Origin of the sequence: Bacteriovorax sp. BAL6_X, assembly GCF_000443995.1 — a bacterium.
Classification (GTDB): Bacteria; Bdellovibrionota; Bacteriovoracia; order Bacteriovoracales; family Bacteriovoracaceae; genus Halobacteriovorax_A.
This window is the reverse complement of record NZ_AUMC01000009.1, coordinates 274,427-296,876: the sequence shown is the minus strand read 5'-3', so window position 1 is coordinate 296,876 and position 22,450 is coordinate 274,427. Positions and strand designations below refer to the sequence as shown.

Annotated in this window: 20 protein-coding genes and 1 tRNA gene; 13 read left to right on the top strand and 8 right to left on the bottom strand. The window is 34.9% G+C overall.

Annotated features, from left to right (window positions below; translation table 11 throughout):
* The first annotated feature begins 64 nt into the window (after window positions 1–64).
* Both M902_RS10145 and M902_RS10140 read left to right on the top strand, forming a co-directional pair.
* On the top strand, window positions 65–628 hold the full coding sequence (locus M902_RS10145; RefSeq protein ID WP_021267459.1) for a hypothetical protein: 564 nt from the start codon (window positions 65–67) through the stop codon (window positions 626–628).
* Window positions 612–2,663 (top strand): lytic transglycosylase domain-containing protein, encoded by a 2,052-nt coding sequence (locus tag M902_RS10140; RefSeq protein ID WP_040314568.1) that lies wholly within the window; start codon window positions 612–614, stop codon window positions 2,661–2,663. The genes M902_RS10145 and M902_RS10140 overlap by 17 nt, the downstream gene beginning before the upstream one ends.
* 158 nt (window positions 2,664–2,821) lie before the next feature.
* Here the strand turns inward: M902_RS10140 and ychF are convergent, their stop codons facing one another.
* From ychF to M902_RS10115, 5 genes are all read right to left on the bottom strand, one after another.
* The gene (gene ychF / locus M902_RS10135; RefSeq protein WP_021267596.1) at window positions 2,822–3,931 is read right to left on the bottom strand and encodes a redox-regulated ATPase YchF; all 1,110 of its coding nucleotides are present in this window, start codon (window positions 3,929–3,931) and stop codon (window positions 2,822–2,824) included.
* Window positions 3,932–3,947: 16 nt separating this feature from the next.
* On the bottom strand, window positions 3,948–4,529 hold the full coding sequence (gene pth, locus M902_RS10130; protein WP_021267497.1) for an aminoacyl-tRNA hydrolase: 582 nt from the start codon (window positions 4,527–4,529) through the stop codon (window positions 3,948–3,950).
* An 11-nt stretch (window positions 4,530–4,540) separates the two neighbouring features.
* Window positions 4,541–5,488 (bottom strand): ribose-phosphate diphosphokinase, encoded by a 948-nt coding sequence (locus M902_RS10125; RefSeq protein WP_369793823.1) that lies wholly within the window; start codon window positions 5,486–5,488, stop codon window positions 4,541–4,543.
* Between the two features lie 30 nt (window positions 5,489–5,518).
* Window positions 5,519–5,594: transfer RNA gene (locus M902_RS10120), tRNA-Gln, on the bottom strand.
* Window positions 5,595–5,666: 72 nt separating this feature from the next.
* Complete coding sequence (locus tag M902_RS10115; RefSeq protein WP_156979808.1) at window positions 5,667–7,472, bottom strand: transglycosylase domain-containing protein; 1,806 nt, start codon at window positions 7,470–7,472, stop codon at window positions 5,667–5,669.
* A gap of 124 nt (window positions 7,473–7,596) precedes the next feature.
* On the opposite strand from M902_RS10115, the gene M902_RS10110 reads away from it, so the two are divergent.
* Window positions 7,597–9,057 carry a hypothetical protein gene (locus tag M902_RS10110; RefSeq protein WP_021267732.1) on the top strand — a complete coding sequence of 487 codons (1,461 nt, stop codon included), beginning with the start codon at window positions 7,597–7,599 and terminating at the stop codon, window positions 9,055–9,057.
* 34 nt (window positions 9,058–9,091) lie between these two features.
* On the opposite strand, the gene M902_RS10105 is transcribed toward M902_RS10110, so the two are convergent.
* Entirely contained in the window at window positions 9,092–11,074 is a 1,983-nt protein-coding gene (locus M902_RS10105; protein ID WP_021267465.1) for a hypothetical protein, read from the bottom strand.
* 96 nt (window positions 11,075–11,170) lie between these two features.
* Window positions 11,171–12,196, bottom strand: coding sequence for a hypothetical protein (locus tag M902_RS10100; protein WP_021267595.1), 1,026 nt, complete (start codon window positions 12,194–12,196; stop codon window positions 11,171–11,173).
* A 142-nt stretch (window positions 12,197–12,338) separates the two neighbouring features.
* Here M902_RS10100 and M902_RS10095 point away from each other — a divergent pair, with 142 nt between their 5' ends.
* The 8 genes from M902_RS10095 to hutI are packed head-to-tail and all read left to right on the top strand — an operon-like array spanning window position 12,339 to window position 20,096.
* The gene (locus M902_RS10095) at window positions 12,339–13,217 is read left to right on the top strand and encodes a hypothetical protein (RefSeq protein ID WP_021267678.1); all 879 of its coding nucleotides are present in this window, start codon (window positions 12,339–12,341) and stop codon (window positions 13,215–13,217) included.
* A gap of 12 nt (window positions 13,218–13,229) precedes the next feature.
* The gene (locus tag M902_RS10090; protein ID WP_021267583.1) at window positions 13,230–13,937 is read left to right on the top strand and encodes a CFI-box-CTERM domain-containing protein; all 708 of its coding nucleotides are present in this window, start codon (window positions 13,230–13,232) and stop codon (window positions 13,935–13,937) included.
* A complete protein-coding gene (locus M902_RS10085) occupies window positions 13,934–15,040 on the top strand; it encodes an LptF/LptG family permease (RefSeq protein WP_021267530.1) in 1,107 nt (368 codons plus the stop codon). Before M902_RS10090 ends, M902_RS10085 begins: the two co-directional genes overlap by 4 nt.
* 55 nt (window positions 15,041–15,095) lie before the next feature.
* A complete protein-coding gene (gene def, locus M902_RS10080) occupies window positions 15,096–15,686 on the top strand; it encodes a peptide deformylase (protein ID WP_021267534.1) in 591 nt (196 codons plus the stop codon).
* Complete coding sequence (gene fmt, locus M902_RS10075) at window positions 15,686–16,630, top strand: methionyl-tRNA formyltransferase (protein ID WP_021267427.1); 945 nt, start codon at window positions 15,686–15,688, stop codon at window positions 16,628–16,630. The genes def and fmt overlap by 1 nt, the downstream gene beginning before the upstream one ends.
* A gap of 22 nt (window positions 16,631–16,652) precedes the next feature.
* Complete coding sequence (gene rpe, locus M902_RS10070) at window positions 16,653–17,306, top strand: ribulose-phosphate 3-epimerase (protein ID WP_021267724.1); 654 nt, start codon at window positions 16,653–16,655, stop codon at window positions 17,304–17,306.
* A gap of 25 nt (window positions 17,307–17,331) precedes the next feature.
* A complete protein-coding gene (gene hutH / locus M902_RS10065; RefSeq protein WP_021267521.1) occupies window positions 17,332–18,870 on the top strand; it encodes a histidine ammonia-lyase in 1,539 nt (512 codons plus the stop codon).
* Entirely contained in the window at window positions 18,870–20,096 is a 1,227-nt protein-coding gene (gene hutI / locus M902_RS10060) for an imidazolonepropionase (protein ID WP_021267636.1), read from the top strand. The genes hutH and hutI overlap by 1 nt, the downstream gene beginning before the upstream one ends.
* On the opposite strand, the gene M902_RS10055 is transcribed toward hutI, so the two are convergent.
* On the bottom strand, window positions 20,089–20,652 hold the full coding sequence (locus M902_RS10055; RefSeq protein WP_021267698.1) for a TlpA disulfide reductase family protein: 564 nt from the start codon (window positions 20,650–20,652) through the stop codon (window positions 20,089–20,091). The two genes, hutI and M902_RS10055, sit on opposite strands and share 8 nt — an antisense overlap.
* A gap of 53 nt (window positions 20,653–20,705) precedes the next feature.
* On the opposite strand from M902_RS10055, the gene M902_RS10050 reads away from it, so the two are divergent.
* Window positions 20,706–20,924, top strand: coding sequence for a hypothetical protein (locus M902_RS10050; protein WP_021267463.1), 219 nt, complete (start codon window positions 20,706–20,708; stop codon window positions 20,922–20,924).
* Window positions 20,925–20,961: 37 nt separating this feature from the next.
* Window positions 20,962–22,440, top strand: coding sequence for a glycerol kinase GlpK (gene glpK, locus M902_RS10045; protein WP_021267568.1), 1,479 nt, complete (start codon window positions 20,962–20,964; stop codon window positions 22,438–22,440).
* Window positions 22,441–22,450: the final 10 nt, after the last annotated feature.

The window sequence follows — 22,450 nt, the reverse complement described above, 5'->3', positions numbered from 1 at the left end:
CCTACAACAAAATTCATAAGATGCTATAATTACTAAAGAAACTAAATTAAAGTTTGGAGAAATTGTGTCTAAACCATATAAGCGTTCAATAATCATAGTCGACTCTAAATTTCAACTGAGGTTCAGTGCACTAATTTGTATCGTAATCTTAGTTCTTAGTGCGTTCTACCCACTTGTGATTTATCAGGTGTTAACCAATATTTCAGAAAAATTTCCACAATCTGCTGAGCATATTGCAACAATGAAGAGTGATCTTTTAAACTTCCTCATTTTATGCCAAGCATTTTTTGGTATCCTCATCTTTGTAGTATGTGTTTTCTTTACTCACAAAGTTGCAGGACCACTTTATAAGTTAAAACAATATCTTGCTGGACTTAGACACACAGGGTTTGAAAGAAAACTTTCATTTAGAGAAGGTGATTATTTTCAAGATGTAGCAGATGAAGTTAATTTAACAGTTGAGTACTTCCAAACAAATTTCAAGGAGGACACTGTCTATATTGATGAAATCTGCAACTACTTAAAAAACCTACAACAAGTTGTACCTGACGATAAGAAATTAATCTTAAGTGATGTAGTCACTAAGTTAAAAAGTATGGAAGGTCGTTTCAATGAGTTTATTGGGTAAAAAGTTTTTTCTTTTTTCAATTACCGCAAGTTTGTCTTTTACAAGCATTGCGAAAGAGTCTCTCAAGGATAAAGAGCTTAAAGCTGCTCGCTATATTTCTGAGATTGAACGCATTCTAAAAAGAAAGCGTCTACCAAATCGTAAAATATCCAGCGCAATAAAATCCATTAAAGACGGTGGTATTTTCAAAAACTATTTAACTCATCTAGAGTTTTTAAGTGAATTAAAAACCTCACTTAAGAAAGATCAATACTTTTCATGTAATATAAAAAGTAATAATACAAATCGTGTTGAAGACGATTTTGTTCGTAATATAAAAAATTACTGCTTCCATACCGTAAACTATCTTATAAATGATAAGTACTATAGTAATATCTTAGAAGATGAAGAGAATTTTGCTAAGGCCATTCAGTATTTAGCGACATCTCGAAACACTCTCTTTATCAAGAAACTTGAAGAAGTTAACAAAGATTCAAAGATCTACCAGCACATAAAAAAACAATTAATTGAAATCACACTTATCAACGGCGTTAAGATAGATTCACGACTTTATTCACATATCGATTTCGATAAAGACATTACACTCCTCTTTCAAAAGAACCTACACCGTATAAAGAAGAATAAGCTTACGATTACTAATGAATTTATTAAGCAATATAGAGAAATCAAAAAACTTGTTAAAAACAATGCTACTAAAAAGTCAGATATCAATTCACAATTAACAAAGTTTTTAACTTTTGAAAAAGCCAACGAAGATTACATTTATAAGAAATCATCATGGAAGCGTATACGCTATATTGGAAAGTTATTATTAAATAATGATGATCTAAAGAATGCCAATCGTTATTTTGCCCGTTCTTATGAAATTAGCTATAACGACGAGTCAAAGAACGAGTCATTATTTCTACTTCTTTGGAATTCGATAAAGCATGAAAACTACAAAGATAGTATTGTCACTGTTCAAGATTATAAACTAATTGATGATTTCTCAAATCTCTACACTAAAACAAAATTTTGGATTGCATATAGTTATATGAAAGATGGCAATGAGTCCCTTGCTAAGCACTTATTCAAACTAATGATTAATAGTAATCCACTAAGTTTCTATTCAATTATTGCCCAGGACTACCTTCCTGAGTTTGATAAAAATTACGTAAAATCATTATACTTTCATAAAAACACAGTTAATCTTCCTAAGCTAGAATTAGCAGATTTCAGTAAAATAAAACAAAGAAATATTCGTGAATCTAATATTTGGCACGAATTAAAATTCTTCGGTAAAGTCGATAAGCTTATCTACGAATTCATTCGATTTAATCCAGAAACTGATATTACAAATAAAAATAAGATTGATACTCTTCCTATCGAAGAACAACGTGTAGCAATCTTTAATTACTTCCTCCATCACTTTAAAGAAAGCGGTGACTTCTTATCAAGTTTCAAGCTAGTCTCTCGAACAATTGATCTAAACCTTATTAGACCATCAAAGATTGACATCACAACACTCTTTCCTGTTCTACACTTAGATAAGATCGAGGGTGTTAATGCTGACATAGATCCTCTTCTAGTACTATCAATCATTAGACAAGAAAGCGCTTTTAATCCAAACGCAAAATCAGCAGTAGGTGCGCTAGGGCTAATGCAGCTAATGCCAGCAACAGCTAGACAAATGACTACATTTAGAAAAACAGATGAACTTCTAAAGCCTCATAAAAATATTGATGCAGGAGTGAGATACTTTAAGCAACTCTTAAATAGATTTGATGGCAATATCATTTATGCACTTTCATCTTATAACGCCGGACCTACCAAAGTTACGAGATGGGCGCAGGACCTAATGGATGTTGAAGATCCTATATTTCAAATTGAACAAATTCCATATAAAGAAACAAGGTTGTACGTTAAACTCATTTATCGTAATTTCTTCTTCTATAATCTAATGAAAGATAATTATATTTTAGAAAAGAGTGTGGCATCGACTTTCAATGCCTTCCCTAAAAAAGAAGCAAAACGTGCAATTTCATCACAATTGTAAATAATAAAAAAGTAAGTTCTTATGCAAAGATTTTTTGCTCCAGAGACAACAAAGCCGGGCTTGAACCCGGCTTGTTGAATATATTTCTCTAGCTAAAGTATTGGGGAGCTAGCACCGCGAACAATTGACTGGCCTAAGCCAGTCAATTTCGCGGGTGCTTAAACATTAAATCTAAAGTGGATAATATCACCATCTTTTACGACGTACTCTTTACCTTCTATACGAAGTTTACCAGCTTCCTTAACTTTTGCTTCAGAACCATTAGCAATCAGATCATCATAGTGATAGATCTCAGCTTTAATAAATCCTCTTTCAAAATCAGTGTGAATAACACCAGCAGCTTCAGGAGCCTTAGCACCATCCTTAAAAGTCCAAGCACGAACTTCCTTAACACCAGCAGTAAAATATGTACGAAGACCTAACATATTGTAAGCTTCGTGTGTTAGAGTCTCTAAACCAGAAATCTCAATCCCAGCAGCTTCCATAAAATCTTTCTTATCTGCTTCATCTTCTAGAGCTGCAATCTCAGACTCTAGTTTTCCACAAATCTTAATTGCACGAGAACCTTCCTTCTCAGCAAACTCTTTCACGGCCTTCACATAGTCATTGTCCTCACCAACACTATCCTCATCTACATTACATAGATAAAGTGTAGGTTTAAGAGTAATTAGATTCAGGTCGCGAATAAGTTCAATATCTTCTTTATCTAGATCAAGAATACGTGCAGCTAAACCTTGCTCTAAATGAGCAATTAGTTTCTCAAGTACAGGAACTAACATCTTGGCCTTTGAAGAAATTTCTTTATTTTGATTCTTCATCAGTTTTGGAAGGTTTGTTTGCTTTCTTTGCGCAACTTCAAGGTCCGCCAGAGCAAGCTCCATATTAATAGTTTCAATATCATCAACAGGGTTAACTTCACCGTGAACATGAACAACATTTGGATCATCAAAACAGCGAACAACGTGAACGATTGCATTTACTTGACGAATATTTCCAAGGAATTGGTTACCAAGTCCCTCACCTTTTGATGCACCCTTAACAAGACCTGCAATATCAACGAACTCTACGATTGTTGGAATTACTTTTTGTGGCCCAATGATTTCTGCAATTTTTTGCATGCGGATATCACCAACATTTACAATTCCAATATTTGGTTCAATTGTACAAAATGGAAAGTTAGCAGCTTCAGCTGGTGCCGAAGTTAGAGCTTGAAAAATCGTTGATTTACCAACATTTGGAAGTCCTACAATCCCACAATTTAGGGCCATTATTATCTCCTGATATTTATTTACTTAAATCTAGTAATTGTTTCTTTTTATATCTTTGAATAGCTGTTTTAAAACCATTTTTTACATAACATTCAACGGCTTTTGAAGCTTTTTCTAAGTAATCATCAATAAAGTCAGCTTCAGCACCAAAATAGCGACCAAGTACCCAATCGGAAACACTTCCGTGTTGAGGGCGCCCAATCCCCATACGTAAACGTTTAAAATTATTGTGTCCTAGTTGTCCGGCAATTGACTTTAGGCCATTGTGTCCAGCAAGACCGCCACCATCTTTAAACGCAACTGTTCCCCAAGGTAAATCTAATTCATCGTGAATAACTAGAATATTATCTGGCTCAATCTTAAAATATTGAGCAAATGGAATAACACTTTCACCACTTAGATTCATATAAGTTTGAGGCATAAGTATATAGAACTTATCTTCATCAGTTTCAAACGAAGACCAAATACCTTTAAACTTTTCTTTAAATGGTAAGTCTTTAATAGGCTTGATGAAGTTCATAACATCCCAGCCAATATTATGTCTGGTTCCTTTATACTCTGAACCCGGATTGCCGAGTCCAACAATTAAATAATTCATAGGTTATCCGTTTATAAAAATAATGAACTAACAGAGTCGTTATTAAACGTGCGATGAATCGATTTGGCCAATATTTCAGCGGCCGAAACAGATATAATCTTACCGCTTTCACGTGCCTCTTTGCTCAGAGGAATCGTATTTGTCACTAGAACCTTGTTTAAAGATTCAGCGTTATTAATTCTTTCAATTGCCGGCCCCGAAAAGACTGGATGAGTAGCACAGGCAACAACACTTCTTGCGCCATTATCTTTTAGCGCATTACACGCTTCAATTAAAGTTCCCGCAGTATCGATCATATCGTCGAGAATAATACAGTCCTTACCATTTACATCACCTACAATATTCATCGCTTTTGCAACGTTTTTACCAGTACGTCGCTTATCAATCATGGCAATGTCACACTTACACTTCTTGGCATAATGACGAGCACGCTCAACTCCACCGGCATCTGGTGAAACAAATATCGTATTCTCAGTAACTAATTCTCTTTTGATATGACTTAGTAATACAGGAGAAGCGAAAATATTATCAAATGGAATATTGAAGAACCCTTGAACCTGCCCAGAGTGAAGATCCATCGTAATAACGCGATTTGCTCCAGCTACCGTAATTAAATCAGCAACAAGCTTTGCCGAAATTGGAGTCCTAGGCGATGCCTTTCTATCTTGGCGACAATATCCATAGTGTGGAATTACTGCTGTTATCGAAGCTGCCGATGCTCTCTTAAGAGCATCAATCATAATTAGAAGCTCCATTAAGTTATCATTTACTGGTGCACACGTTGACTGAATAATAAAAACATCAGCACCGCGAACATTTTGTTCGATCTCACAAAAAGTTTCACCATTTGCAAATTTAATAACTTGGGGGTCAACTAAGGGTACATCTAAGATTTTGGAAATATCGGAAGAAAGTTTTGGATTTGACGTGCCTGATACGAGAACGATCCTTTTCATCACCTTATTCCTTTCTCTTATTCCGTGAGAAAATGGCTGGGGTAGAAGGACTCGAACCTTCGAATGGCAGAATCAAAATCTGCTGACTTAGCCACTTGTCGATACCCCAGCAATGTAGATTTGTATGTAATATATAAGCTAGTTTCTTATTTTTGACAAGAATTTTTTAAATTTTGCCTAGTTATTCACAGGCCAAAGACGCAATTCGTTGGCCAGAGTACAAGATTATCTCTTGATAAAGCTTGAATGCGGTCGTGCTCCCGTAAAGTCTTAAACTTTTCTTATTTGATCGAACACCTTCATACCCGACCCAGATCGTAAAAAGGTCATGGCCATCATAACCTACAAAGAGATTATCAAAGCCATTATTAGAAGTTCCCGTTTTTCCAAAAAAATGCTGTTGTCTAAGTGCTGGTTTAACCATTCGTCTAATTGTTGTTTGACTTGGGTCTGCTAGTGATTCGTAGACACCAGATCCGCTACTACACTGCGCTGACATAAAGTCTGTATATAAATTGAATAACTCGGCCACAGACAATTCGATAGCTCCTAACAGCTGGGCGGGATATTCTGCTAGAGGTGTCTTTAAGTGAGGAATCTTCTTCTTTAAAATCGCCTCTACTTTATCAAAGCCAATATCGTGCGCAAGTCTTACGACAGGATTATTTAAAGATTCTTGCAGCGCTTGAGAAATTGGGTACTCACTTGCTGAAGGTGTATGTGACTCCGAAGGCGTCCAATTACCACTTATAAGATTTAAAGTAATTGGTTCAGTTGAGACCATATCTTCGATCTTATAACCTTGCTCCAAGTAAATCTGAAAGAGAACCGGCTTAAGAGTTGAGCCAACCCCATGACGTTCTTCATTAAAAGCCTTCTCAACATTTCGTTCAAATTTTGAATAGTAAAAGCTCTTATGGTTTTGTCCACCGAAGGCTATCTTTACGGCCAGATTTTCCTCAATATCCTTTAGGTCACGTAAAAGATTCTTTGAAGCCATAACTGTTTTAAAAAAACGATATTCACTCAATTGTGGATCTTTATTAATTCTAGTTGTTGTTAAATAAATCGCTTCGTAAAAAGAGTCATTTTGAAAAGAAATTAATTGTTTTTGCCAACTCTGCCATTTCTTATCTGACCATTGATAATCAGTGTTCTTATCAAAGAGTTCTAAGCTTTGTAGTTTATTAAATATAAAGTCTGCACGACCTCTTAGCCTTTCTGTACGATATATTGGATGATAATAATTTGGACCTTTTAGCATCGATACCAAGATAGCAGATTCATACGGGTCTAGTTCCGAAATTGGTTTATTAAAGTATAGTACAGCAGCTGTGTTAACACCCTTAATCCTAATTCCACCAAGGCTCCCCCAAAATACTTCATTGAAGTAGGCTTCCAGGATTGAGGACTTATCGAATTTAAAATCAATATAAACTGCTAGAATAGCTTCTTTAATTTTTCTGCTAAAAGATTTTTCATTAGTAAAATAGATATTCTTCACTAATTGTTGCGTTAATGTTGAGCCACCTTGAACGAGGGCCCCGGCCTTAATATCTGCTATAATGGCACGAATAATCGATATATAATCAATTCCGATATGCTCAAGAAAGCGAAAATCCTCAATTCCAATAAGTCCTTTAGAGAGAATAATAGGAATATTATAGAAGTTAATTTTATACTGAAGACAGCGAATATAATTACAATCATTCTTACGAACTGAATCTAATTCGAAACTTTCTTTAACACTTAATATTGATTTTTTAGGCTCATCAAATTTGTCAAAAAAGACAGAGTTAAAACGCTCGTCTCTAGAGTTTGCCTTAAAAAACAGAAAATCACGCTTCTTAACAAAGCTGCCTTCCTCAAACAGAATAGTCTTTGTATTTGCATCAACTGTCTTAGGTGAAATTATACGTGTTAAGTCTGCGTCATTTATTGTTTTGATAGAATACATGACACATAGGCCAATTAATCCAACTATCAAGAATAATAATATCTTTAATCGTTTTTTAAACACCTTTGAATACACCTATTTTTTTGACGTTATATAAAGTCATCTTATATTATTTCAGTACAATTTTGTTAAATTATAAAAGGAATAACAACTTATGTTAAAGAACTTAAATAAGGCCGCAATTCTTGCCACGTTAGCAACTTCTACACTGGCACTTCCAATTGACTGGCATGGTGAACTACAAACAGACCTACACTCTCTTGGTGATTATAACCGCTCAGTTCAACAAGGCGCTGGACCACTTGATAATGGTGACCAAGCTTTTGATATGTCAGATGCGGATCCAGATTCATCTAATTTTCAAACATATATCTTTAAGTTACAGCCAACTATCATTGTTAATGATTCGACGACGATTAATGCTGAGTTAACTTCGGGCTATGGTTATGGTGGAAATTTTGGTGACTCTTCAAATGATGGAAGAACAAAGACTCAAGTAGCAACTAATTCATATGCTAACGCTCGCTACTCTTTTAATACTGTAACGGACAATCCAGTTAACCTAACACAGGCCAATGCAGTATTTTATTCAGATACAGCAACTTATACAGTTGGACGTCAAAAGTTTAACTGGGGTATGGGTGCAATCTATAATGATGGAAATACTCCGGGTTCAAGATTTGCTTCGATGAGAGATGGGATCACGATTGATTTCAAAATTGGAAACTTTAAATTCTCTCCATATTATTCAAAAATTAAAGCAAATAATCTAACTAAAACTGGTCGTGTTAAGGAAATGGGAATTTCTCTATTATATGAAAACCTAGATAAGGAATTCACATTCGGTGCTCTTTACAATAAGAACACTTCTGGATCAGCAACAGGAATTCAAACAGATGTCGATGGTGATACAACTGAAACAGATCTTGGTGCAACTAGTGTTACAATGATTGACCTTTACCTGAAAAAAACATTTGGTAAATACACAGTTGAAGCAGAAGTTCCTCTAATGACTGGTGATATGGGTGAAATTTATCCAGGTGTAACAGATACAGAAATAGATGCGAAGGCATTCCTACTTAATAACACATATAAGCTAAATACAAATCACACATTCCACTTTGACTTTGGTATGGTTTCTGGTTCAGATGCTGACAACCAAACTTATGGAGCGATGTATTTAAATCCAAACTTTCAAGTTGCAAATATCATGTTTCGCTATAACCTAGCGGCCATTGCAGATACAAATCAAAATGTATTCAACTCTGGAATTGCAAACGCTACTTATGCAAAGTTCGCTCATCGATATGACTCAGGAACTTGGTCTTGGACAAACTCTGTTGTCTGGGCAAAAGCTGATCAAGTTGCTAAATCTGGTTCAGATGCTATTAATCACGAGAAGAATAAGAGATTCACTGCAAATGCAGATCAAGCTGATGATCTTGGTTTTGAAATTGATTCTAACTTTTCTTATAAGTGGAATACTTCTGTAACACTAAATGCAAACCTAGGTTACTTCTTTGTTGGAGACTACTACGCATTCTCAAATGCCGCGACTCCAAATGAAACAAATGATACTTACCTAATATATCTAGGTGCTGACATTAAGTTTTAAGAAATAAAAAAGGCTTCCAATTGGAAGCCTTTTTTTATCGATATGGATTAGTCCATGTTGAACTACTAGGTGTTCTCTGCTGCGGTTGCATCAAATTAAAACTATTATCCCAACCGCCATTATTAAAGTTACCATTAGAAGCTCCTGATAAATCGAAGTTCAGTCCAGGGATTCCTGAAGAATACGAATTATCTGCACCAGTCCAAAGATCAAATGGACTACTTGACGACGCTCCTGCTAACTGGCTCTGCATAGCATTTAGCTTGTAATTACTATAAAGACCATTAAAACGACTTAAGATACTCTTTTGTTCATTATAAGCAGCACCATATTTAGCGTTATATGATTGGTTATAATCTTGATAAGAATTTTGTTTCCAAGAACTATATTGATTATAGATATATGGAAGATAAGTACTTCTAACAGTCATACAATCTTCGTAACTTCCACCAGAAGTACAGTAACTACTAGCAAGATCTTGAGCATATTGTTGAATATAGTCATCGTAAGCGTTAAGTTTTGTCATATAATTTTTACGATCTTTTGAAGCTCTTTGTTGGATACCTTTTAAAATTTGTTGACGTCTTTTAATTGGAGAATTATCTCCTGCTCTAATAAGGGCCTCATCACCCCAATCAGCAAGTGTTCCTTGTTTAAGACGTGCAATACTTCTTTCACTATTGTTTTCAGCTTCTTCTACATTTCTTTTATTAGTCCCTTCAAGTTTCACATGAGAGAATTCTTGCGCAAGCACAATACCAGATAAAATCTTTCTACCTGAAGTTTGCATATTGCCTTCACGTAGTGCTTCAACAACTTTCTTATATTCAGCACCATTTTCATTTTGACGATTAAACTTAGCAATTACATCATTTATTCTTTCAATTGATTCATGAATCTGATCCTTACGTCTTTCATCAGATTCACTATCACCTAAATCTGCATATTCTTCCATTAAATGTTTTAATTCATCCTTCATTGCAGGAAGTAGCTCTTTTGAAAACTTATTCATATGACTTGCGTATTCTTGAAGCAGCTTCTTTCTAGCTTCTTTACTAACACCAAACTTATCACCTTCTTTTACGTCCTCAACAGATGGAGAAATATCACTTTCAATTTGCTCCATTCTAGCAACCATTTTATTGACTTCTTCATCTATCAGTTGATGTTGTATACCAGAAAGAATTCTCGTGAGATCATCATAATTTCCACCCGAGTCACTTCTTAGCTTTTTAAGACTTTCAGAAATATCTGTAAGATTTTTTCCATTACAGGCAGCAATGGCCTCTTCTCGAAGTTCATATTCCGTAGTCTTATTTGCCATTACCTTCTTATCAGCTGGCTTTGCATAATCCATACAATTGAATGAAGGATCACTGAACGAAGTATGTTGAGCAACATTTGCTAATCCAAATGGCATATCATTTTTATAGTCAAAGTCTTTATTTGTTGAAGCAATTACTAATTCGGAATTTCTATTTGCATCAATATCCGGTAGATCAGTGTCCAGAGTTACAGGAGGAGCAAGGTGTCCTTTCTCTCTTAACTTATCAACTGTATAAAAAGATGAATCTCCACCAGAGAGATGGGCCATACATTTTTCATATTCTTTTTCAATTGATTGTGTTCCAGCAGGATACTGACTAGAATCAATTTTCACATTGAACTTCAAGTAAACATTATTATCAATAGGATTTGAAATTGCTTCCGCACTTATATCTTTAATACATGCTGAAACTCTTGTTGGTAGGTTTACTAAGATTTTCCCATTTGCAATGGTGTAACTTGGAGTATCTCCTAAAAGAAGTGTCTTCATAAACCCATATGAAACTGCATCATCTCTTCGACACTCAATCGTTGTTGATTGACTCGATGATGAAACCGTTACTGTTCCGGCCGTAGATTGATTTGTACTTCGAGTCCCACTCGATCCCATACCTGAGAAAACAACCTTTGCCTGGGTAGAAGCCAGTGCTAGTGTACAAATTAAAAACTTAAATTGAATTGCCTTTTTCATATATTACCCTACTTAAAGTATCGCTTAAGTCATATCGGATAATTTTAGAAATACTTAAAGACTAATATCAACTAAGTTGTAATAACAGACACTTAGCTAGAATAATAAATTTATATCAGCTTCAATTTCTTGGCCTTCAACGTTAACTTGAGTTCCTTTTCTTTGTTTATTTCGCTCAAGATATCTCATGTATTCACGCGTACGATCAGCTATCGACTTATTAGTTGAGTTAAGAAGATAGTAAGTAGGTATTTCAATTTGATAACGATAATCAGAAGTCGTTATTTCAATATATTTTGGTAGTGTATATTGGCCATTGTAAGTAACAAAACTCTTAGGAACTATCGTGTAATTCCCATTGTCAGTGCTTAAATCCAAATAGATTAGTTGATGATTTTCATTTTTAAATTCACCCTTAATATTATCTAATTTTATTGACCAAACAAATTCACGATTTCGCTTTTCTAACTTTAAGTTATTACTTCCCTTATATAGTGACGAGCTCATAATACTTTTTAGTTCAGCTTGTTTCTGATCATTATCTGATTCCAACGGAGAAATAGGTGCTTCTCCAACTGATTCTTCATACTCTTTGGCCTTCTTCTCGTATTCTTTCTTTTTTACAAGAAAGTTTTTATAATCCTCAATTAAGGATGCCTTTTCTTTATTGATAAGATCAGAGTTTGATTTGTAATTTGGTTCTATAGCTTTAAAGACTTTATTAAAACCGAGAGAACTATTATATGTGTAGCTAAGAATTGAGCTTTGTAAAATGTCCTTAGTCATATCTCGACCTAAGAGTTTCTCTACATTATCAAAGGCCTTTACATTTGAGACTCCCGACACACTATACGTGGGATCGTCATAACGAATTACAAGTGACTTTTTATAGTCCTTTTCACTTTCCGACGTTATGAACATATATTTGAAATAATTTGTGACAAGATTTTCACTTGTTGAAAACTCTTCATCAGCTCCAACACGTTTAACTACAACGTGTGCAACAACAAGCTGTTTATCAAGTTCTTTATTAGATGAGTTTCTCAACAGACCCTCAAGTGAAGGAATCGCAGCGAATACATTTATAGTTAGAATAGATGCCAACAAAGTTATTACTTTCATATATCTCCTAAATTATTCTCTTATATTACCAAAAAAGTAATCTCGTCGTAACAACTAAAACATTGAGTATTTTGGTCAATCACTATTAAGTGACGAAATTTAAATTTGTGATTATAATTGTCATATACATTAAGGATAATACATGACTAAAATACTTTCATTAACTGCTACTTTATTAGTTTTACAATTCAATATATCTGCAAAGATTTTGGACTATAAGACTACCCGTCTTAAGTCGACTGGTGGCGCTGGAGTTGCCTCATTACTAATGGATGAAGCAACTATTCTAAATCCTGCGCCAATTGCCTTCTTTAATATGTCGTCTGTCTATTTGGAACAAACGAAGGCAGATAATACGGACCTAAATGATTCACCTATTGGAAACTCAACTAATTATGCTGTTATAGCCTCAGATAGTTCAAAGGCCCTAAAGGGATCTATTTCATATGTAAAAGCAAAAAGCGGTGAAGAAAATTATAAACAAATATCAACATCATTTGCTTCTACAATCGGTCGCAAGTCTTCATTAGGATTTACATATCAAGACATGAAGCGTGAAGATATCTATCTTGGTGTTAAAGAAAAAAGTGATTATCAACAAGTTAACATTGGTGTATTCCACGCTATCACACCTAATTTCTCGCTAGGTCTTGTTGCTATGGATCCATTTGAAAAGTCACCTAATAACACAAAAGCTGTTTTAGGAATGCAATATCAGTTTCAACAATATATCTCTCTAATGTTAGATGCTGGAGCAAATTACAATGAAGAAATTTCAGAAAATTCTTTATGGCGTGCAGCCATTCAGTTCAGAGTTTTGAGCGATTTCTATCTTAGAGCCGGTATGTATGATGATCAAATTGCACTAGAATCAGGCTCTGGTTTTGGACTAAGTTGGATTCAACCAAAACTTACACTAAACTTTGCTATCAGAAACATAAGTCTTAAGGAGTCAATTGATTTAAAACAAGTTGAACAAGATATCAAAGAAACATCATTTTCCGTTTCATATCGTTTTTAAAAAGCTGATAAGATGGCAACAAAGAAGCCCCAAAATAAATCCAAGGACGGTGAAGAAGAGCTTAACGAAGGTGTTAGGAACGCTTATTCTGAGCGATTAAAAACCTTAAAGCTTGCACTCGATTTTGTCGCAAAAAACGATATTCCTCATAGTGTTGAGAAATTCAATCACTACTTAGGAATTTTAGCTGCATATAATCGAACAACAGAAAAACATTTAACACCAAAAATGTTTGATCCTCAAAAAGATATTTCTGAACTCTTATTAATCAGTCAAGCCTACTGGAATCTTGCAAAATCATATGACAAAAGTCCTAAGCTTCGTGGCGAATCAATGCGTTGCTTGCAACAGTTTATTGCCTTTTCAATTGGCTATAAATATCAACACGCTAATGCTCAAATCGTAAAAAAATTTCTTAGATCAGGGCAGGCCCATAATAAAAAAGTTTTTCAACAAGCTTACGATAAAATTAATGTACGTTCTAAAAATTGTTATTTGGCAACACATGCTTACCCAAATAATGAAGACCTTCTTAATACATTAAGAGGTATAAAACCAACTCTAGCAAAATATAAATTAGGACAAGAATTCATTAATTACTATTACGAGGTCTCACCTCATATAGTTAAGATATTTAAAGAGAATAAGTCTTTAGATTTCATTTTTAATAAGTTATTAATTAAACCATTAATTTATTTAATCTATAAAATATTAAGATGAGTGTAGTTAAAAACCTAATCACAAGAGAATGGCTAAAATTCTTCGCTGCTTCGACAGTGGTTCTACTCTTGTTACTTTCTCTAGGAAATCTAATCTCTGGCTTCTTAAGAGAAAATGTAACGGCAAAAGAAGTTCTTTTAAGTTACTTTATACAACTACCAAGCTTCTTAATTAAAGTTATTCCAATCTCATGTCTGATAGGTAGCTTATTTTCAATTAATAAACTCAAAAGTCGAAATGAGCTCGTTGCAATCTTCGCCGGGGGCTACTCTCGACAAAGCTATCTTAGAGATATCCTGTTAACTTCTATTTATGTTGCAATTTTTCAATTTATCCTAAGTGCCTATATTAGTCCTTATATAAATTCTCAAAGATTCAGTATCCTAGATAGTCCAGATGAAAAATTTAGAGTTTTTAAAAAGAAAGGGCTTTCTTCTTCCACAATTAAATCTGGTAAGATCTGGTACAAGTCTCCTAAGTACTACTTTGCTTTTTCAAGCTTTGATAAGAAAACAAATACATTAAATGAAGTAACAATATATCACTATAACTCAGGCCGTGAGCTCACAAAAATAGATACTTATAAAATGCTAAGCTATGACTCTCGAACAGAGAGATGGTGGCCGACTAATGGAGTAGGTTACGATGAACTTGAATCTCCATCTTTTCCAAAAATAGATATTGTCGAACTACCTATTAACCTCAATGAAAGTATTGAAGAGTTCACTAAAATTGAAGCAGATATATCAACGCTAACATTTCTAAGGCTTTACGACTATATCAGCCAACTTAACAATAATGGTATCAATGTTAATGAATATCTAGTTATGTTCTATATGCATATTTCCGAAGGACTTATTTGTATAATCTTCGCACTTATTGCAGCAACTAGTATCTTTAATCCAAACCGCCGTAATAGTTCATTTGGACGCAGTGTTGCCTTTATCTTTATTTTCACTATTCTATACTGGTTAGTGCAATCATATTTTATTGAGCTAGGTAAGAACTTGAAAATAAGTCCTTTCTTAGCGACATTTTCTGTCCCCTTCCTGTTCACTATTGTAATTGTTCTTATCTTCTTTAAAAACAGACGTTTAACATAAATGATTTACAGCTGAACACTAGACTTGTGCATCGCACACATGCTATAAGAATCCCATGAATAAATCAGAAGAATTTTTAAAAGATTACACTCTAGAAGGTGAAAAGCTAGAGATTTTTACTTACCCAGCACCTGTTCTAAAAAAGGTAGCAGCTCCAGTTGAAAAGTTTGATGAAGAGCTAAAAAAACTTTGTAAGGATATGCTTTATACAATGTACCATGCACCGGGAATTGGTTTAGCAGCACCACAAATTGGTATTTCAGATCGCATTTTTGTTATGGATATTGATTTTCATAGCAAAGAAATTACTCGTGCTGACGGGACAAAAGATCAAGAGCTATCAAATTTTAATCCAAGAATTTTCATCAATCCTAAGATTGAAAAACTTCAAGGAGAAATTCTTTATGAAGAAGGATGTCTTTCGGTTCCAGGAATTTACGAAGAAGTAAAACGCTCAGAACAAATTCGTATTACATATCAAGACATTGAAGGAAATGAACAAGTCTTAGAAGTCGATGGTCTTCTATCTGTTTGTATTCAACACGAAAATGATCATCTCGATGGGATTGTTTTTCTTGAAAGGCTTTCAACTCTTAAAAGAAACTTTTTAACAAAGAGATATATGAAAAGGGTTAAGGGTAGATAGTGAAAAAACTTAAGGCAGTATTCTTTGGTACACCAGATTTTTCATGCCCAAGTTTAGAACTTCTGGCCAATCACCCACAAATTGATCTTAAGCTTGTTATTAGTATGCCAGATAGGCCAGCAGGAAGAGGACAAAAACTACAATCACCTCCTGTAATTACTTATTGCAAAGACAATAAGATTAAATTCTATCAAACAGAAAATATAAATAAGGATGAAGAGCTTCTAAAGCTACTAGATGAAGTTGATGCAGATTTTTATCTAGTTCTGGCTTTTGCTCAATTCCTTGGCTCAAAAGTATTAAATAAACCGAAGCTTGGATGTTTTAATATTCACACTTCTCTACTTCCTAAGTATCGAGGAGCAGCTCCTATTCAATATGCTCTTTTAAATGGTGATACGCAAACAGGCGTCTCTATTCAAAAGATGGTTAAGAAAATGGATGCTGGTGATATTGTTAAAGAATCAAAGCTTAATATATCTTTTGATGAAACTGGTGGACAGCTTTACACAAGGCTTAAATTTGCGGCCTCTTTAACACTTAATGATTTCATTACTGACATTCTCAATGACGAACTTACTTCTTATGAGCAAGACGAGTCGAAAGTAAGCTTTGCTCCTACTCTTAAGAAAGAAGACGGTCATATCAAGTTTTTAGAAAGTGACTTTAATACAATTCATAACCAAGTTAGAGCGCTAAAGCCGTGGCCAGGCACTTATTGTTTCTTAAATGAGAAACGCTTAAAAGTTATTGAGATATCGAAGTATGACAATGCTGGACTTAAACCTGGTGAAGTAAAAGTAGCGGATAATAAAATTTTAGTTGGATGTACTGATTCGACAATAAGGCTAAATATGATCCAACTTGAAGGTAAAAAAGCATGTCGTGATACAGACGCAGTTAATGGCCTTACTAATAAATTCGATAGTTTTATAATTTCATAACAATATTGCTAAGGGGATTTAGATGCAAACAATTATCTCACCAAGCATTTTAGCTGCTGATTTTACAAATCTAATATCTGATATCTCGGAAATTGAGGATGTAAAGGATCTTTGGCTTCATCTTGATGTTATGGATGGCCACTTCGTTCCAAATCTAACATTTGGAATTCCCGTAATTAAACAGATTAAAAAAATCACTAATATTCCTCTTGATGTCCATCTAATGGTGACAAACCCAGAGTTCCACTTTGAAGCATTAAAAGATTCTGAAATTGAGAATATAACTTACCACTTTGAAATCAATTGTGATCATCATGCAATGATTAAGAAGTATCGCAACAATTATAAAAGTATTGGACTATCTGTTAAGCCATCTACAGATTTAGAGAGTATTCCACTTGATCTACTAAAAGAGATCGATCTACTTCTCGTTATGTCTGTTGAGCCAGGTTTTGGTGGGCAAAGTTTTATGCCAAATGCTTTAGATAAAATTGATTACCTTAATAAATTGAAAAAAGAGAATAACTTAAAACTACAAATACAAGTTGATGGTGGGATCAATCAAGACACAGCAAAGCTATGCCTTGATAAAGGTGCTCACAACCTTGTTGCTGGATCGTATATTTTCGGCAAGGCCAAGGATCAATATAAAACACAAATAGAGACATTAAGATAAGATTAGACAAAATAGGACGACAAAGATGAAAGAAATTATTATCGATGGCCACAGCCTAAGTGTTGATGACATTTATGAAGTATCATTTGCAAAAAAAGAGACAGTTAAAGTTAAACTAAGCGACATCGCTCGTGAAAATATTTTAAAATCAAAACAGTATGTACAAAATATCGTCGACAAAGGTGAGCCAGTTTATGGTATTAACACTGGATTTGGTGCTTTATCTGACAAACATATTAAAAAAGAAGATTTATCTCAACTTCAAGTTAACTTAATTCGTTCGCACTGTACTGGAGTTGGTAAACCTTTTTCTAAAGAAGTCACAAAAGCAATTATGCTTCTTAGAGCAAATTGTCTTGCCTCAGGATTCTCTGGTGTAACTATTGACGCTATCGAATTGTTAATTGAGTTTATCAACAATGATATTATTCCAGTGGTACCTGAAAAAGGTTCTGTTGGTGCCTCAGGTGACCTTGCTCCCCTTTCACATATTGCCCTAGCACTTATTGGTGAAGGCGAAGTTATCTATGGTGGAAAGGAAGTTCGTTCTGATTTCGCCATTAGAGATATTGGTAGAGAACCTGTTATCCTAGGACCAAAAGATGGGCTTGCACTTATTAACGGTACGGCCGTAATGGCAGCACTTGGTGCAATTGCAATTAAACAATCAGAAAACCTAGTTCGTATAGCAGATATTTGTGCTGCAACAACTCTTGATGGAGTTCGTGGAACACTAAGAGCATATGATCATAAAATTCACGGCCTTAAGCCACATCCTGGTCAACTTGCAAGTGCAATTAACGTAAACAATATCATCGCAGGTAGTGAAATCTTAAATTCACATGTTGACTGTGGAAAGGTTCAAGACCCTTACTCATTAAGATGTGTTCCTCAAGTTCACGGTGCCTCAAGACAAACTCTTGCGCACGCTAAAGAAGTTTTAGGCATTGAACTAAATGCGGTTACAGATAACCCTCTTATTTTCCTAGGAGAAGATGAAGTTATCTCTGGTGGAAATTTTCACGGAGAAGCTATTGCTATGGCAATGGATTATCTAGCAATTGGTATTGCAGAACTTTGTAATATCAGTGAAAGACGTGTCGAGAAAATGATGAACCCAACGTTCTCTGACCTACCAGCATTCTTAACACCAGAATCTGGCCTTAATAGTGGTCTGATGATTGCACACGTTACGGCGGCAGCTTTAACATCTGAAAATAAATATCTATGCCATCCAGCAAGTGTGGACTCAGTTCCAACATCAACAGATAAAGAAGATCATGTTTCAATGGGTGTAACTTCAGGACGTAAACTTCATGAAGTAATTGAGAACGCGACAAAATGTTTAGCAATTGAGCTACTTTGTAATTCGCAAGCTATTGAGTTTCATCGCCCTCTTAAATCTTCACCTGCAATTGAAGAGCTAATTTCACACATTAGAAAGTCTGTTGATAAAATTGTAGAAGATAGAGTTTTCTATCGTGATATCAATAATATCGAGGCCCTAATTTCTAATGGAGAACTACTGAGAGCAGTTGAAAAGCACACAGGAAAGTTACAGTAATGATTATCTACAAGAATATTAACGAAGTCTTAACTCTTGAAGCGGCCCAAAAAAAAGATGGCCGCAATCTTCTTCCTGAAGATATTTCTATTCTTCATCACGGCGCAATCGTATTCGAAGAAGATGAAATCGTGTGGGTTGGTGACAGTGATAATATTCCTGTAGAATATCTAAAAAAAGCAAAAATAGTTAAAGACCTGGAAGGCTATGTTATTACTCCAGAACTTGTTGATTCTCACACACACCTTATCTTTGGAGGTAATCGTGCAAATGAATACCAAATGAGATTAAATGGTGCTGATTATGAAGAAATAGCCAAAGCTGGTGGTGGAATTGTTGCGACTTCAAATGGAACTAATAACACAACTGATGAAGAATTACTGAATAGTTGTCGTGATAGAATTAAGAGAATTGCGAGTTACGGTGTAGGTACGATTGAAATTAAATCTGGTTATTCACTTTCATTTGAAGGTGAATTGCGAATGACAAAGTTAATCGCAAAGCTAAAAGAAGAATTTGCACCAGAAATTCAAATTTTCAATACTTTTATGCCTGCTCATGCACTTCCAAAGAATTACGATTCAACACAGAAGTATATGGATGAAATTGTAATACCGCTTCTTCGCAAGGTTGCTCCTCTTAATATCATCGATTGCGTGGATATTTTCCATGAACAAGGCTACTTCAATACTGAAGACGTTAAGAAATTAGCTCAAGTTGCTCAAGAATATGGAATTCCATTAAAGACACATGCTGACGAATTCAATGACAATAAAGGTGCTATTCTTGCCTGTGAATTAGGCGCCCTTAGTACTGACCACCTTCTGTGCACGACAGAAGATGGAATAAAAAAATTAGCAGAATCGAAGACAGTCGCAACAGTTCTTCCAGGTACAGGAATTTTCTTGGGTAAACCTAAAGCAGATGCTAAACAACTAGCTGATGGCGGTTGTAAACTTGCAATTGCATCAGACTATAATCCAGGTTCTTGCCATTGCGATAACCTACTTCTACTAGCATCAATCTGTGCACCTATGTATAAAATAAACATGACTCAAATGTGGGCAGGAATTACTTTGAATGCAGCTGCTGCTGTTGGAAAATATGACCAAGGTGCTATCATCGAAAGGTTTAAACCTCGTTTCAGTATCTTTAAAACGAATACAATTTCTGAAATTACTTATAATTGGGGAAGAAATCTAGCAGTTGATAAGAATTCTATTTAAGCCACTCGCGAATTTTTTCTTTGAACTCTTCAGAGTTAAAATCTTTAGAGCCCTTTGCAACTTCAACGACACGGCCATCTTTGTAAACGATTGATACAGGGATGGCAGAAACCATAAAAGCATCCGTTAACTTACCTTGGGTATCTTTAACAACATCAAAGTTAACATTGTATTTTTTTACAACATCTTTAATCTTCTTTAGTTGTTTTTGACCTTCATCAGAGTTTACTGCAATAATCTTAAGTTTTGGATCTTTAATTTCAGAACGAAGGCTAACCAAACTTGGAAACTCTTCGAGGCAAGGTGTACACCAACTGGCCCAGAAATTTAAAATGACAACACCCTTAGACAACTCTTCTTTTTTATAAGTTTTACCTTCTGTTGATTTTAAATCAGGACGAACGAGCATTGATTCATAATGTTGAATCTTTTTAACATCCACACCAGCGACCTTGGCAGTTGTAAAACTTTCATCAGTCACAAATAATGATCCAAGAACTAGAACGCATGCAACTAGAATGATCTTATATGGAAATTTTTTTCTTTCTGTACTCAACTCTTAACCCCAGTTAGAATGGTATTATACACTTAAATAGGTAAGATTGCACTATGCAAAAAACGCAGGACAAAGAGCTAGAGAAAAAAATTCTAAATCAAGCTGGGCAAACCTTTGTCGAGTTCATCTTTTTACTTGTAATCTTAATCGGACTTTCCGTCTCACTTCTAAAGGGAAGTAACTTCTTTTTAGCTAAACAATGGGAAATTGCAATCAACAGCATTGCGCGTAATTACCCTGGCCACAATCCCGGTGTAAAATTAACTGAATAGCTTTTTACTATAAATTAACTCTTATACTGGAGTAAATATGTATATTTTATCTTTAGACCAAGGTACCACAGGTACTACTGCTACTATAATCGATGCTAAAACGTTTAAGTTTGTTGATAAGGAGAATCAAGAATTTAAACAATACTTTCCTGATACAGGTTGGGTTGAACATGATCTCGATGAAATCTGGAAGAGTGTAAAGCACACTGTTAAAAGTGTTCTTAAAAGAAATAGTATTGATGCTAAAGAAATTATCTCGATTGGTATAACCAATCAACGAGAAACAACTTGTGCCTTTACACGTAAAGGTGATGCTCTGGCAAAGGCCATCGTTTGGCAAGATCGCAGAACAGCAGACTACTGTGAGAGCATGAAGGCCCACGAGGACAACTTCAAAAAAGTCACAGGGCTTCCACTAGATCCATATTTTTCAGGAACAAAAATGCACTGGTTATTAAATAATAATCAATATGTGAAGGAAGCTTATAAAAATCATGACCTACGTTTTGGGACGATTGATACTTTTCTGCTTTATCGCCTAACAAATGGTGAAGCGTATAGAACAGATGTTTCCAATGCTTCTAGAACATTATTAATGTCTTTAGAGACGTGTAATTGGGATGAGGATCTCTGTAAAATCCTTGGAGTAGATAAGACTTGTTTGCCTGAAGTATGTGAATCTATTTATGATTTTGGACAAACAAAAGGCCTAGACTTTTTACCAGACGGAATTCCTATTAACGGAATATTAGGAGATCAGCAAGCCGCCCTCTTTGGCCAAGCTTGTTTCACAAAGGGAACTGGAAAATGTACCTATGGTACCGGTGCATTTATGCTCGTTAACACAGGTGAGGAAAAGAAATATTCTGAGCACGGCCTGCTAACGACAGTTGCTTATAAATATCAGGGTAAGACTTATTATGCTCTTGAAGGCTCATGCTATATTGCAGGAGCATGTGTACAATGGCTTAGAGACAATCTCGAAATCATCGATAATGCTGCTCAAACAGAAGATAAAGCAAATGCTATTAAAGATTTAAATCAAATTAAAGATCTTTTACTACTTCCATTTTTTACTGGAATTGGCTCTCCATATTGGAAACCCCATGCGAAAGCTGCATTAATTGGAATGACCCGAGCTACAGATACAAACGATATTTGTCGTGCGGCCCTTGAAGGGATTGCTTTAAGCATTAATGATTTAATTAAAGCGATGAAAAGTGATATGGGTAGTGATCTTGAAGAGTTTAAAGTTGATGGTGGTGCCGTTGCAAACAATCTGCTAATGCAAATTCAAGCAGATATTTCAGGTATTAATGTTACGAGGCCAAAAGTTATTGAAACAACTTCATATGGTGCGGCTTTAGCTGCTGCTATCGGTGCTGGTCTAATGTCTATTGATGATGTTAGTAAGCAATGGGAGAAAGAATCATTCTTTAAATCTTCTACAACTAATGCCGAATATTACGACTATAAAAAGAAACTCTGGAATAAGTATATTCAAATAAACTTCTAAATATACTAGG